General features: G+C 60.6%; 11 protein-coding genes. All 11 read left to right on the top strand.

What is annotated here, in order from left to right; genetic code table 11:
* Window positions 1-67 precede the first annotated feature (67 nt).
* On the top strand, window positions 68-622 hold the full coding sequence (locus SKTS_RS18200) for a thioredoxin family protein (protein ID WP_173068499.1): 555 nt from the start codon (window positions 68-70) through the stop codon (window positions 620-622).
* A 97-nt stretch (window positions 623-719) separates the two neighbouring features.
* Window positions 720-1,502, top strand: a complete 783-nt coding sequence (locus tag SKTS_RS18195) for an inositol monophosphatase family protein (RefSeq protein WP_173068497.1) — start codon at window positions 720-722, stop codon at window positions 1,500-1,502.
* Between the two features lie 282 nt (window positions 1,503-1,784).
* Window positions 1,785-3,770: a transketolase gene (tkt, locus tag SKTS_RS18190; protein WP_173068495.1), complete on the top strand. Its 1,986-nt coding sequence runs from the start codon at window positions 1,785-1,787 to the stop codon at window positions 3,768-3,770.
* 97 nt (window positions 3,771-3,867) lie between these two features.
* Window positions 3,868-4,866, top strand: a complete 999-nt coding sequence (gap, locus tag SKTS_RS18185) for a type I glyceraldehyde-3-phosphate dehydrogenase (RefSeq protein WP_173068493.1) — start codon at window positions 3,868-3,870, stop codon at window positions 4,864-4,866.
* A 131-nt stretch (window positions 4,867-4,997) separates the two neighbouring features.
* Window positions 4,998-6,182, top strand: coding sequence for a phosphoglycerate kinase (locus SKTS_RS18180; protein ID WP_173068491.1), 1,185 nt, complete (start codon window positions 4,998-5,000; stop codon window positions 6,180-6,182).
* A gap of 75 nt (window positions 6,183-6,257) precedes the next feature.
* Window positions 6,258-7,691 carry a pyruvate kinase gene (gene pyk, locus SKTS_RS18175; protein WP_173068489.1) on the top strand — a complete coding sequence of 478 codons (1,434 nt, stop codon included), beginning with the start codon at window positions 6,258-6,260 and terminating at the stop codon, window positions 7,689-7,691.
* 122 nt (window positions 7,692-7,813) lie between these two features.
* Complete coding sequence (gene fba / locus SKTS_RS18170) at window positions 7,814-8,878, top strand: class II fructose-bisphosphate aldolase (RefSeq protein WP_173068487.1); 1,065 nt, start codon at window positions 7,814-7,816, stop codon at window positions 8,876-8,878.
* A 126-nt stretch (window positions 8,879-9,004) separates the two neighbouring features.
* Window positions 9,005-10,042: a tRNA dihydrouridine synthase DusB gene (gene dusB, locus SKTS_RS18165; RefSeq protein WP_173068485.1), complete on the top strand. Its 1,038-nt coding sequence runs from the start codon at window positions 9,005-9,007 to the stop codon at window positions 10,040-10,042.
* 166 nt (window positions 10,043-10,208) lie between these two features.
* Window positions 10,209-10,445 (top strand): helix-turn-helix domain-containing protein, encoded by a 237-nt coding sequence (locus SKTS_RS18160; RefSeq protein WP_173068482.1) that lies wholly within the window; start codon window positions 10,209-10,211, stop codon window positions 10,443-10,445.
* Between the two features lie 16 nt (window positions 10,446-10,461).
* On the top strand, window positions 10,462-12,030 hold the full coding sequence (purH, locus tag SKTS_RS18155) for a bifunctional phosphoribosylaminoimidazolecarboxamide formyltransferase/IMP cyclohydrolase (RefSeq protein ID WP_173068479.1): 1,569 nt from the start codon (window positions 10,462-10,464) through the stop codon (window positions 12,028-12,030).
* Between the two features lie 87 nt (window positions 12,031-12,117).
* Window positions 12,118-13,395 carry a phosphoribosylamine--glycine ligase gene (gene purD / locus SKTS_RS18150; RefSeq protein ID WP_173068476.1) on the top strand — a complete coding sequence of 426 codons (1,278 nt, stop codon included), beginning with the start codon at window positions 12,118-12,120 and terminating at the stop codon, window positions 13,393-13,395.
* Window positions 13,396-13,399 lie beyond the last annotated feature (4 nt).

Raw genomic sequence — 13,399 nt, 5'->3', positions numbered from 1 at the left:
CGCTGGCGTTGGCAAAGAAACGGGCGTTATACTTCAAGCCGGTTTTGTATTTTCAGTAGAGGTACTAATGGTCAGTTTGCAAACGCCAGTGTGCGATTTTGGCTGGAACGCGCTGGATTTCGACTTGCCGGGCGTGGATGGCAAGCGCTACAGCCTGTCCGATGTGCGCGGACCGAACGGTTTGCTGGTGATGTTCATCTGCAACCACTGTCCTTATGTCAAGGCGGTGCGCGACCGTCTGGTGCGGGACTGCGCGGAACTTAAAATCCAAGGCATCGGCAGCGTGGCCATCATGTCCAACGATCCGACCGAATATGCCGAGGATTCTTTCGACAACATGAAGAAGGTGGCTGCCGAATTCGCCTACCCATTCCCCTACCTGCTGGACGAAACGCAGGAGGTGGCGAAGGCCTATGGCGCGGTATGCACGCCGGACTTTTTCGGCTTCAACACCAGGCTGGAGCTGCAGTACCGCGGACGGCTCGATGCGTCGCGCAAGGAAGCCGCCCCGGCCGATGTCCGCCGCGACCTGTTCGAGTCCATGGTGCAAGTGGCCAAGACCGGCCAGGGGCCGGCGGAGCAGATTCCGAGCATGGGCTGCTCGATCAAATGGAGGGAATAGCTGTCAGCCGTCAGCTTTCAGCTATCAGCAAAACCGCGCGGCTTTGCCGCGCACAATGGCTGACCGCTGAAAGCTGATAGCTGAAAGCTCAAAACAAATGCTCAACTCAGTCATCGAAGTCGTCAAAACCGTCGCCCAGGTCGAAATCATGCCGCGCTACCTGAAAGTGGCACGCCAGCGCAAGAGCGACGGCAGCATGTTCACGGAAGCGGATATCGCCTCGCAGAATGCCCTGGTGGCTGCGTTGGTGAAAATCGCCGACCACCCGGTGCTGGGCGAAGAAATGCCCTTCGAGCTGCAAAAGGAATTGTGGCAGGCTGGAGATGCCGGGCTGTGGTGCATCGATCCCATCGACGGCACCTCCAATTTCGTCAACGGCCTGCCCTATTTCGCCGTGTCGGTCGCCCTGATGCGGCACGGGCGCAGCGTGCTCGGCGTGGTGTATGACCCGGTGGCCGACGAGATGTTCTATGCCATGGAGGGCAACGGCGCTTTCCTCAACGGCATCCAGTTGCCGATCAAGGAATATATTCCCGACCTGTGCCACTGCATGGCCGGCGTCGATTTCAAACGCATTTCATCGAAGCTGGCGCAGCAGCTTGCCAGCGCGCCGCCTTACAGCTCGCAGCGCAACTTCGGCGCCAGCACCCTGGACTGGTGCTATACCGCGGCGGGACGCTTCGATGTCTATCTGCATGGCGGGCAAAAGTTGTGGGACTATGCCGCCGGTTCGCTGATTCTGCAGGAAGCGGGCGGCGTCCTGAGCACGCTGGTCCAGGATGATTTCTGGAGCGACGACGTGTGGCAGCGTTCGGTGGTGGCGGCGCGTAACGCGGATTTGTTCCAGGCCTGGCGGGCGTGGGTCATGGCGGCCAAATAAGCATTTATTTCGCGCGCATAAAATAATTTTAAGCCCCCTTTTGGGGTACTCCTTCAGGACTTGCAGGTCTAGAAATTGGCCTAAGTGCCTGTTTCGGCGCGGTCAAAGGGTTCGACGCGAGGCGTCGTGCGTACTTGCCCAAAAATTGCGCGTGAGTAATAATCAAAACCTTTCACTAATTTTTTTGCGAAAAGACCATCGCACAATAGTGGTTTTGCGCTTCGGGTGTCACGGCACCCGGTAAAAACAAATAAGAATTTATACTCTTGAGGGATCAAACTTATGGCAACTCGTAAAGAACTCGCCAACGCTATCCGCGTTCTTTCCATGGATGCGGTGCAGGCAGCCAACTCCGGCCACCCCGGCGCGCCGATGGGCATGGCGGAAATCGCCGAAGTGGTGTGGAACCACAACCTGCGCCACAATCCCGCCAACCCGAAATGGTTCGACCGCGATCGTTTCGTGCTGTCCAACGGCCACGGCTCGATGCTGATCTACTCCCTGCTGCACCTGACCGGCTACGACCTGCCGATCGAAGAGCTGAAGAAGTTCCGCAAGATGCACTCCAGGACCCCGGGTCACCCCGAATACGGCTACACCCCCGGCGTGGAAACCACCACCGGCCCACTCGGTCAGGGCATCACCAACGCCGTGGGCATGGCAATGGCGGAAAAGCTGCTGGCTGCCGAGTTCAACAAGCCCGGCCATGAAATCGTCAACCACAACACTTACGTGTTCCTCGGCGACGGCTGCATGATGGAAGGCATCTCCCACGAAGCCTGCGCGCTGGCCGGCACCTGGGGCCTGGGCAAGCTGACCGCTTTCTGGGACGACAACGGCATCTCCATCGACGGCCACATCGAGGGCTGGTACACCGATGACACCGCCAAGCGTTTCGAAGCCTATGGCTGGCACGTGGTTCCGGGCGTGGACGGCCACAACCCGGCCGCCATCGAGGCTGCCGTGGCGGCTGCCAAGGCAGTGACCGACAAGCCTTCCCTGATCTGCTGCAAGACCGTGATCGGCAAGGGCTCCCCCAACAAGGAAGGCACCCACGACGTGCACGGCGCCGCCCTGGGCGATGCTGAAATCGCCGCCACCCGCGCCAACCTGGGCTGGAACCACGGTCCTTTCGAAATTCCCAAGGACGTGTACGAAGGCTGGGATTGCCGCACCAAGGGCGAGGGACTCGAGTCTCTGTGGAACAACAAGTTCGCCGAATACGCCGCTGCGTTCCCCAAGGAAGCCGCCGAGTTCAAGCGCCGCATGGCGGGTGATCTGTCCGCAGAGTGGAAAAAGCACGCCGCCGGCTTCATCAAGGCCACCAACGAGAAAGCGGAAACCATCGCTACCCGCAAGGCTTCGCAGAACTGCATCAACGGCCTGGCTCCGGCGTTGCCCGAATTCGTCGGCGGTTCCGCCGACCTGACCGGTTCCAACCTGACCAACTGGACAGGCTGCCACCACGTGCACGGCAAAAAGCCCGGCAACTACATCAGCTACGGCGTGCGCGAGTTCGGCATGTCGCACATCATGAACGGCATGGCACTGCACGGCGGTATCCTGCCGTTCGGCGGCACCTTCCTGATGTTCTCGGAATATGCCCGCAACGCCCTGCGCATGTCGGCCCTGATGAAGCAGCGCGTGCTTTATGTGTTCACCCACGACTCCATCGGTCTGGGCGAAGACGGCCCGACCCACCAGCCGGTGGAACAGATCGCAACCCTGCGCATGATCCCCAACATGGACGTGTGGCGTCCGTGCGATACGGTCGAATCCGCCGTGTCCTGGGTGGCTGGCGTGGAAAAGAAAACCGGCCCGAGCTGCCTGATTTTCAGCCGCCAGAACCTCAACTTCCAGAAACGCGACGACGCCACCATCGCCAGCATTTCCAAGGGCGGTTATGTGCTGGCCGATGCGGCCAACCCGAAAGTGGTGCTGATCGCTACCGGTTCCGAAGTGCAACTGGCCATGGACGCCAAGAAAGTGCTGGACGAGCAGGGCGTGGCGACGCGCGTGGTTTCCATGCCGTCCACCAATGTCTTCGACCGTCAGGATCAGGCCTACAAGGACAGCGTGCTGCCCAAGGGCGTGAAGCGCGTGGCTGTTGAGGCCGGCATTACCGACGGCTGGTACAAATATGTCGGCGGCGACGGCGCGGTGGTGGGCATGCACAGCTTCGGCGAATCCGCTCCTGCTCCTGAACTGTTCAAGCACTTCGGCTTCACGGTCGAAAACGTGGTCAACACGGTCAAAGGTGTTCTGTAAAACCCATTAGCCACGGAGGGCACGGAGGTCACAGAGAAAACCTCTGTGTTCTCTGTGGCGAAGATTTTCGTTTTTCTACTTTTAAGGAGTAACAACTATGACAATCAAAGTCGGTATCAACGGATTTGGCCGTATCGGCCGTATGGTGTTCCGCGCTGTAGCGAAGGACTTCAAGGACATCGAAATCGTCGCCATCAACGACCTGCTCGAACCCGATTACCTGGCCTACATGCTGAAGTACGACTCCGTGCATGGCCGTTTCAATGGCGACATCTCCGTTGACGGCGGCAACATGGTTGTTAACGGCAAGACCATCCGCCTGACCGCCGAGCGCGATCCCGCCAACCTGAAGTGGAACGAAGTCGGCGCAGACATCGTGATCGACTGCACCGGTTTCTTCCTGACCACGGAATCCTGCCAGGCTCACATCAAGGCCGGTGCCAAGAAAGTGGTTCAGTCCGCTCCTGCCAAGGACGCTACCCCGATGTTCGTGTACGGCGTGAACCACACCAAATACGCCGGTGAAGCCATCGTTTCCGCCGCTTCCTGCACCACCAACTGCCTGGCTCCTGTTGCCAAGGTGCTGAACGATAACTTCGGCATCAAGCGTGGCCTGATGACCACCGTGCACGCTGCCACTGCCACTCAGAAAACCGTTGACGGTCCTTCCATGAAGGATTGGCGCGGTGGTCGCGGCATTCTGGAAAACATCATCCCGTCCTCCACCGGTGCCGCCAAGGCCGTGGGTGTGGTGCTGCCGGAACTGAAGGGCTTGCTGACCGGCATGGCTTTCCGCGTTCCTACCTCCGACGTGTCCGTGGTTGACCTGACCGTGGAACTGAACAAGGCAGCTTCCTACGACGACATCTGCAAGGCCATGAAAGCGGCCTCTGACGGTGCGATGAAGGGTGTGTTGGGCTACACCAGCGAAAAAGTGGTTTCCACCGACTTCGTTGGCAACAGCGCCCCCTCCACTTTCGATGCAGAAGCTGGCATCGCCCTGGACCCCACCTTCGTCAAGGTCGTGGCCTGGTACGACAACGAGTATGGTTACACCTGCAACATGCTGCGTTTGGTACAACACGTAGCGAAGTAAGTTAGCAATCAGCCGTCAGCCGTCAGCAAAAAGCTGATCGCAGACGGCTGAAAGTTGATCGCTCAACAGCGTGAGCTGTAAGGCATGGGCCAACCTATGCCTTACATCTTACATTTCCACAGGAGCTAAACATGTCCGTAATTCGTGTTACCGATCTTGACCTCAAGGGCAAGCGTGTCCTGATCCGTTCCGACCTCAACGTGCCCGTCAAGGACGGAAAAGTGACTTCGGATGCCCGTATTTCGGCGTCCATGAAGACTTTTGAGCATTGCCTCAAGGCTGGCGCCAAGGTCATGGTGATGTCCCACCTCGGGCGCCCCACCGAAGGCGAATATTCCGAAGAGAACTCCCTCAAGCCGGTGGCAGACGATCTGGCCAAGAAGCTCGGCAAGCCGGTACGCCTGATCAAGGACTGGGTGGACGGCGGTTTTGAAGTGGCCGATGGCGAACTGGTGCTGCTGGAGAACGTGCGCTTCAACAAGGGCGAGAAGAAGAGCGTGGACGAAACCACGCAAAAATACGCCAAGCTGTGCGACGTGTTCGTGATGGATGCGTTCGGTACCGCTCACCGCGCCGAAGGCTCCACCCACGGCGTAGCCAAGTTTGCGCCTGTTGCTTGCGCCGGCATTCTGCTGACGGAAGAACTGGACGCCCTGACCAAGGCGCTGCTCAGCCCGGCACGCCCGATGGTGGCCATCGTCGGTGGTTCCAAGGTGTCCACCAAGCTGACCGTGCTCGAAGCGCTGTCCGAGAAAGTGGACCAGATGGTGGTCGGGGGCGGTATCGCCAACACCTTCCTCAAAGCGACCGGCAAGAACGTCGGCAAATCCCTGTGCGAAGACGACCTGGTCCCTACCGCCCAGGCATTGATGAAGAAAATGACCGCCCGCAACGCCACCATCCCCATCGCGGTCGACGTGGTGTGCGGCAAGAAATTCGACGCCAACGAACCCGCCGTACTGAAAGACGCCGGTGACGTGGCCGATGACGACATGATTTTCGATATCGGTCCCAAGTCCGCTCAGGAGCTGGTCGACATCATCATGAAGGCCGGTACCGTGGTGTGGAACGGCCCGGTCGGCGTGTTCGAGTTCGACCAGTTCGGCGCGGGCACCAAGGCCATTGCCATGGCGATCGCCGAAACCAAGGCATTCACCCTGGCCGGTGGCGGCGACACCATCGCAGCCATCCAGAAATACGACATCTATGACAAGGTGTCCTACATTTCTACCGCCGGCGGCGCATTCCTCGAATTCCTCGAAGGCAAGAAGCTCCCCGCAGTAGAAATCCTCGAACAGCGCGCTGCCAACAAGTAAGGAGACAGGGGTGAGGAGTGTGGCGCGTAGAGGGGATTTTACCCCTCACCCCTCACCCCTCACTCCTCACCATCAATGATACGCAGAACCAAAATTGTAGCCACGCTCGGACCGTCTTCGAATGATCCGAAAGTGCTTGATGCCCTGATCGAGGCCGGCGTCGACGTGGTGCGCCTGAATTTCTCCCACGGCAAACCCGAAGATCATATTCAGCGTGCCGAGATGGTGCGCTCCCTGGCGCGCGCACGCGGCCGGGCAGTCGGCGTGCTGGTGGATCTGCAGGGCCCCAAGATCCGTATCGGAAAATTCGAACAGGGCAAGATCACCCTGAATAATGGCGACAACTTCATACTGGATGCCGACTGTGTACTCGGCAACCAGGAACGCGTCGGCCTGGATTACAAGGATCTGCCCAAGGATGTGAAGCGCGGATCCACCCTGTTGCTGGACGATGGCCGCATCGTCATGTGGGTGGAGGAAGTGCGCGGCAACGAGATCATGTGCCAGGTCCGCCAGGGCGGCGTGCTGTCCAATAACAAGGGCATCAACCGGCAGGGCGGCGGCTTGTCCGCGGCAGCCTTGACCGACAAGGACAAGGAAGACATCAAGACGGCTGCCGAACTCAAGGCGGATTACGTCGCGGTGTCCTTCCCGCGCAATGGCGCGGACATGATCCTGGCGCGCGAGCTGTTGAAGGCCGCCGGCGGCCACGGCCTGCTGGTGGCGAAGATCGAACGCGCTGAAGCGATCCCGGCGCTGGAAGAAATCCTCGACGCCTCGGACGTAATCATGGTGGCGCGCGGGGATCTCGGCGTGGAAGTGGGCGATGCCGCCGTGCCCGCCCTGCAGAAGAGAATGATCCGTATGGCGCGGGAAAAGAACAAGCTTGCCATCACCGCGACCCAGATGATGGAATCCATGATCACCAGCCCGATCCCGACCCGGGCGGAAGTCTCCGACGTGGCCAACGCGGTGATCGATGGCACCGATGCGGTCATGCTGTCGGCGGAAACCGCCGCCGGTCAGTATCCCGTCGAAGCGGTGCAGGCCATGGACCGGGTATGCGTGGAGGCGGAAAAGGAAATTGAGGTTTCGCCTACCAGCATGCGCATGACGCGCAATATCGGTTCGATTGACGAGTCCATCGCGCTGGCCGCGATTTACACGGCTAACCATCTGAATGTCAAAGCGATTGCCGCCCTGACCCAGTCCGGATCCACCGCCTTGTGGATGTCGCGCATCAGCACGAGCGTGCCGATCTACGCCTTGACACCCCAGGTGGAAACCCGTAGAAAAGTGACCTTGTTCCGCGGTGTGCATCCGATCAATTTCAAGATGTTCACGCACGACCCCGAGTTGTTGTTGCGCGAGGCGGAAGACGAGTTGCGCCGCCGTGGTGCGGTGCGCGATGGCGACATGATCGTGTTGACCATCGGCGAGCCGATCGGCAAGTCGGGTGGCACCAACACCATGAAAATCGTTAAGGTAGGCGAGCACCGCAAGGCATAAATTTCATAAGGCGAGAGGGGGGAGGGGTGAGGCGAGAAGTCAAAGTGGAGCGGTCGTATTTTTCCGCCTCACCCCTCACCCCTAACGCCTCACCAACATATAGTTAATCAAGGAGATAAACCATGGCATTAGTATCAATGCGTCAATTGCTGGATCACGCGGCTGAGAATGGCTACGGCCTGCCGGCCTTCAACGTCAACAACCTGGAGCAGGTGCAGGCAATCATGCAGGCTGCCGATGAGTGCAACAGCCCGGTGATCATGCAAGGTTCCGCAGGCGCACGTAAATATGCCGGTGAAGCGTTTCTGCGCCACCTGATCGACGCCGCAATCGAAGCCTATCCCCACATTCCGGTGGTGATGCACCAGGACCACGGTGCCTCCCCTGCGGTGTGCATCAACGCCATCCGTTCCGGCTTCTCCAGCGTGATGATGGACGGCTCCCTGAAGGAAGACGGCAAGACCCCGTCCAGCTTCGAATACAACGTGGAAGTGACGCGCAAGGTCGTGGAAATGTCCCACGCTGTCGGCGTTTCCGTTGAAGGCGAACTGGGCTGCCTGGGTTCGCTCGAATCCGGTCACGGCGAGAAGGAAGATGGCCACGGCGCGGAAGGCGTGCTGACCATGGACCAATTGCTGACCGACCCCAACGAGGCCGCTGAATTCGTCAAGGCCACCGGCGTGGATGCGCTGGCAATCGCCATCGGCACCTCCCACGGCGCATACAAGTTCACCCGTCCGCCCACCGGCGACGTGCTGGCGATTTCCCGCATCAAGGAAATCCACGCCCGCATCCCCAACACCCACCTGGTCATGCACGGCTCCTCCTCGGTGCCGCAGGAATGGCTCAAGATCATCAACGATTTCGGCGGCACCATGGGCCAGACCTACGGCGTGCCGGTTGAAGAAATCGTCGAAGGTATCAAGCACGGCGTGCGCAAGGTGAACATCGACACCGACCTGCGCATGGCGTCCACCGGCGCGATCCGTCGCTACCTGGCGGAAAACACCAAGGATTTCGACCCGCGCAAGTTCTACGCTGCCGCCACCAAGGCGATGAAGGACATTTGCAAGGCACGCTTCGAAGCCTTCGGCTCCGCCGGCAACGCCGACAAGATCAAGCCGATCATGCTCGACCGCGTCGCGACCATGTACAGCAAGGGCGAACTGAAAGCAGTCGTCAAGTAAACTGTTGTAGCAGCGCAAAAAAGGCGGCCTTGTGCCGCCTTTTTTGTTGTCCGGAGCCTGTCGATGCCTTTTTATGGTGCGGGAAACGGTATAAAATCACTGGCTTCCCCAAACAGCCGCATATCCATGAAAATCGGGCCCTACCAGCTCAGGAACAACCTTGTCGTCGCCCCCATGGCGGGGGTGACCGATCGCCCTTTCCGCCAGTTGTGCAAGCGGATGGGCGCGGGCATGGCGGTATCCGAAATGGTGACCAGCAACTCGCTGCTGTACGGCAGCGCCAAAACCCTGCGTCGGGCCAACCACGACGGCGAGGTCGAGCCCATCGCGGTGCAGATCGCCGGCGCAGTGCCGGAGATGCTGGCCGAAGCGGCAAGATTCAATGTGGACCAGGGCGCGCAGATCATCGACATCAACATGGGCTGTCCCGCCAAGAAAGTGTGCAACGTCATGGCCGGCTCAGCCCTGCTGCAGGACGAAGCGCTGGTGGCGCGGATTCTGGAAGCGGTGGTGGGGGCGGTAAGCGTGCCGGTGACGCTGAAAATACGCACCGGCTGGAATAAAGACAACCGCAACGCCCTCAACGTGGCGCGCATCGCTGAACTGTCCGGCATCCAGTCGCTCGCCATCCACGGGCGCACTCGCGCCTGCGGCTACAGCGGCGACGCCGAATACGACACCATCGCGGCAGTCAAGGCGCATATCGCCATTCCGGTGCTCGCCAACGGCGATATCACCACCCCGGAAAAAGCCAAGTATGTCCTCGACTACACCGGGGCGGACGGGGTCATGATCGGCCGCGCGGCGATGGGGCGGCCGTGGATTTTCCGCGAGATCGCGCATTACCTGCAAACCGGCAGCCACTTGCCGCCGCCCGAGGTGGCCGAAATCCATCGCGTGCTGATCGGCCATCTGCACGACCTGTACGCGTTTTACGGTGAATACACCGGTCTGCGCATGGCGCGCAAGCATATCTCCTGGTACACCAAGGGACTGACGGGCTCGGCCAGCTTCCGGCATGCCATGAACCAGCTGCCGACGGTAGCAGAGCAGCTGGCTGCAGTTGAGGATTTTTTTGCCGAACTCGGCACGCACTCGATTCACCTGACTTACCACTCCGACGGCCAGGCCGAAGGTCACTCCGAAGAGCTGGCAGCGGCATGACGGTCATGACCGTTTCCCCCACCCCGGCCCTCCCCCGTCTCGCCAGAGCGAGCAGCTTTGCTGCCGCTCTCGGCGGGGATGCCCCTTGCGGGTACAGGGAGAGGGGGACGATGGCTCGCTGCGCGAGATTTATGTTAGAGCCGCTGCTAAAACAAGGTAACGCTGCATGATCAACGAAAACGAAATCGCAACCTGCGTGCGCAAGGCCATGAGCCAGTATTTTGCCGACCTCGACGGTGAAACACCCTGCGCGATCTACGACATGGTGGTCGGCTGCGTCGAAAAGCCCCTGCTCGAAGTCATCCTCAATCACGCGCAGGGCAACCAGACCCGGGCTGCCGAGTTGCTCGGCATCAACCGCAACACGCTGCGCAAGAAAATGCAGACGTACGGCATCAAATAAATCGGAAATTCATAAAATGACAATCATCAAACGCGCGCTTATCAGCGTCTCCGACAAAACCGGCGTAGTGGAATTCGCCCAAGCCCTGAACCAGTTCGGCGTGGAAATTCTTTCCACCGGCGGTACCGCCAGCATGCTGCAGGCAGCCGGCATTCCGGTCATCGAAGTGGGCGACTACACCGGTTTTCCGGAAATGCTCGACGGCCGGGTCAAGACCCTGCACCCCAAGATTCACGGCGGTATTCTCGGGCGACGCGACCTGCGCACCCATGTGGCTGCCATGGAAGGTGCCAATATTCCGCCGATCGACCTGGTCGTCGTGAATCTCTACCCCTTCGCGGCGACTGTGGCGAAGCCCGACTGCACCCTCGAAGACGCCATCGAGAACATCGACATCGGCGGCCCGACCATGGTGCGCGCCGCGGCCAAGAATTACGCCCACGTGGCGATCGTCACCGATCCTGTGGATTACGCCGCCGTGGTAAGGGAACTGACCGCAAGCCAGGGCGCCATCGGGCATGAAATGCGCTTCGACCTGGCCAAAAAGGCCTTCTCCCATACCGCCGAATACGACGGCATGATCAGCAACTACCTCACCGCCATCGATGCAAGCGGCCAGCGCCAAGCTTTCCCGCAGCGCTTCAACCTGCAGTTCACCAAGGCACAGGACTGCCGTTACGGCGAGAATCCGCACCAGAACGGCGCGTTCTACGTGGCGCCGGCGGAAACCGAGGCATCCATCGCCACGGCGCGCCAGTTGCAGGGCAAGGAACTGTCCTACAACAACATCGCCGATGCCGACGCTGCCCTGGAATGCGTCAAGCAGTTCGACGCCGAACCGGCTTGCGTCATCGTCAAGCACGCCAATCCGTGCGGCGTGTCCTACGGCAAGAACCTGCTGGAAGCCTACGACCGCGCCTACAAGACCGATCCGGAATCGGCCTTCGGCGGCATCATCGCCTTCAACGGCGAACTGGACGCGGCGACGGCCCAGGCGATCGTTGAGCGCCAGTTCGTCGAAGTGATCATTGCCCCCAAGGTGGCGGCGGCGGCGGTGGAAATCGTGGCGGCCAAGAAGAACGTGCGCCTGCTGGAATGCGGCCAGTGGCCCGCCGAGGCCGGCAAGCGCCTCGATTTCAAGCGGGTAAAGGGCGGGTTGCTGGTGCAGGACGCCGACCTGGCGCTCTACAACGAGCTCAAGGTGGTGACGAAACGCGCGCCGAGCGAGCAGGAAATGAGCGACTTGCTGTTTGCCTGGCGCGTGGCCAAATACGTCAAATCCAACGCCATCGTTTACGCCAATCGCGGCATGACGATCGGCGTTGGCGCGGGGCAGATGAGCCGTGTCAACTCCGCGCGCATCGCCGCGATCAAGGCGGAACACGCCGGCCTCGAGGTGCGCGGTTCGGTAATGGCCTCGGATGCCTTCTTCCCCTTCCGCGACGGCATCGACTCGGCGGCGCAGGCCGGTATTGCCGCCGTCATCCAGCCCGGCGGCTCGATGCGCGACGAAGAAGTGATCGCCGCAGCCGACGAACACGGCATGGCGATGGTGTTTACCGGCATGCGGCATTTCAGACATTAAAATCAGCCGTCAGCCGTCAGCTATCAGCCGTCAGCTTCTAGCTGAGCTGATGGCTGATAGCTGACAGCTCCCACTGAGAGCTAAACAATGAAAGTCCTGGTTATCGGCGGCGGTGGTCGCGAACACGCCATCGCGTGGAAACTGGCGCAATCGCCGCGTCTGCACAAGATCTTCGTTGCGCCCGGCAATGCCGGCACGGCGCTGGAGCCGGACTTGACCAACGTGGCGATCACATCCGTGACGGAGCTGGTCGAATTCGCGCTGGCGGAGAAGGTCGCCCTCACCGTGGTCGGGCCTGAGGCGCCGCTGGCCGAAGGTGTGGTGGATGCGTTCCGCGCTGCCGGGCTGAAAATTTTCGGGCCGACAAAGCAGGCCGCCCAACTGGAAAGCTCCAAGGATTTCGCCAAGGCTTTCATGGCGCGCCACGGCATTCCCACTGCCGCTTATGCCACATTCAGCGATGCCGGCGCCGCCCACGCCTATCTGGACCAGCACGGCGCACCGATCGTCATCAAGGCCGACGGCTTGGCCGCGGGCAAAGGCGTGGTCGTCGCGATGAGCCTGGATGAGGCGCACGCCGCCGTCGACATGATGCTCGAAGGCAACAAGCTGGGTTCCGCCGGATCGCGCGTGGTGATCGAGGAATTCCTCGCCGGCGAGGAAGCCAGCTTCATCGTCATGGTGGACGGCGAGCATGTGCTGGCGCTAGCCACCAGCCAGGACCACAAAAGATTGCTGGACGGCGACAAGGGGCCCAATACCGGCGGCATGGGCGCCTATTCACCTGCGCCCGTGGTCACACCCGAGATCCATGCACGGGTGATGCGCGAAATCATCCTGCCGACGGTGAGCGGCATGGCCAGGGATGGCATCCCCTACACCGGCTTCCTCTATGCCGGTCTGATGATCGATCCACAGGGAAACGTAAAGACGTTGGAATTCAATTGCCGCATGGGCGATCCGGAAACCCAGCCCATCATGATGAGGCTCAAGAGCGATCTGGTCGGCCTGGTCGAGCACGCGGTCAACGGCACTCTGGACAAGGCGGAAGCGGAATGGGACCGGCGCGTGGCGCTGGGCGTGGTGCTGGCGGCAGCAGGCTACCCCGACAGCCCGCGCAAGGGCGATGTGATTAGCGGGCTGCCCAAGGCGGAAGAGGATGCGCACGTATTCCATGCCGGCACCGCCCAACACAACGGCCAGGTCGTCACCAGCGGCGGACGCGTATTGTGCGTCACCGCCTTGGGCGACAGCGTGCGCATGGCGCAAAGCCGCGCTTATCAGGTTGCCGACCAGGTCCGCTTCGACGGCTGCCAGATGCGGCGCGACATCGGCTACCGCGCTATCGACAAGAAAGCGCGTTAACGAG

Origin of the sequence: Sulfurimicrobium lacus, assembly GCF_011764585.1 — a bacterium.
Lineage (GTDB): Bacteria > Pseudomonadota > Gammaproteobacteria > Burkholderiales > Sulfuricellaceae > Sulfurimicrobium > Sulfurimicrobium lacus.
The sequence above is the reverse complement of the archived record's forward strand: the minus strand, read 5'-3'. Positions and strand labels throughout refer to the sequence as shown.

Excerpts from the sequence above, each read along its gene's own strand:
- purH (WP_173068479.1), top strand. The coding sequence starts at position 10,462 with ATGACAATCATCAAACGCGCGCTTATCAGCGTCTCCGACAAAACCGGC.
- SKTS_RS18180 (WP_173068491.1), top strand. The coding sequence starts at position 4,998 with ATGTCCGTAATTCGTGTTACCGATCTTGACCTCAAGGGCAAGCGTGTC.
- SKTS_RS18195 (WP_173068497.1), top strand. The coding sequence starts at position 720 with ATGCTCAACTCAGTCATCGAAGTCGTCAAAACCGTCGCCCAGGTCGAA.
- purD (WP_173068476.1), top strand. The coding sequence starts at position 12,118 with ATGAAAGTCCTGGTTATCGGCGGCGGTGGTCGCGAACACGCCATCGCG.
- SKTS_RS18160 (WP_173068482.1), top strand. The coding sequence starts at position 10,209 with ATGATCAACGAAAACGAAATCGCAACCTGCGTGCGCAAGGCCATGAGC.
- dusB (WP_173068485.1), top strand. The coding sequence starts at position 9,005 with ATGAAAATCGGGCCCTACCAGCTCAGGAACAACCTTGTCGTCGCCCCC.
- gap (WP_173068493.1), top strand. The coding sequence starts at position 3,868 with ATGACAATCAAAGTCGGTATCAACGGATTTGGCCGTATCGGCCGTATG.
- SKTS_RS18200 (WP_173068499.1), top strand. The coding sequence starts at position 68 with ATGGTCAGTTTGCAAACGCCAGTGTGCGATTTTGGCTGGAACGCGCTG.
- pyk (WP_173068489.1), top strand. The coding sequence starts at position 6,258 with ATGATACGCAGAACCAAAATTGTAGCCACGCTCGGACCGTCTTCGAAT.
- fba (WP_173068487.1), top strand. The coding sequence starts at position 7,814 with ATGGCATTAGTATCAATGCGTCAATTGCTGGATCACGCGGCTGAGAAT.
- tkt (WP_173068495.1), top strand. The coding sequence starts at position 1,785 with ATGGCAACTCGTAAAGAACTCGCCAACGCTATCCGCGTTCTTTCCATG.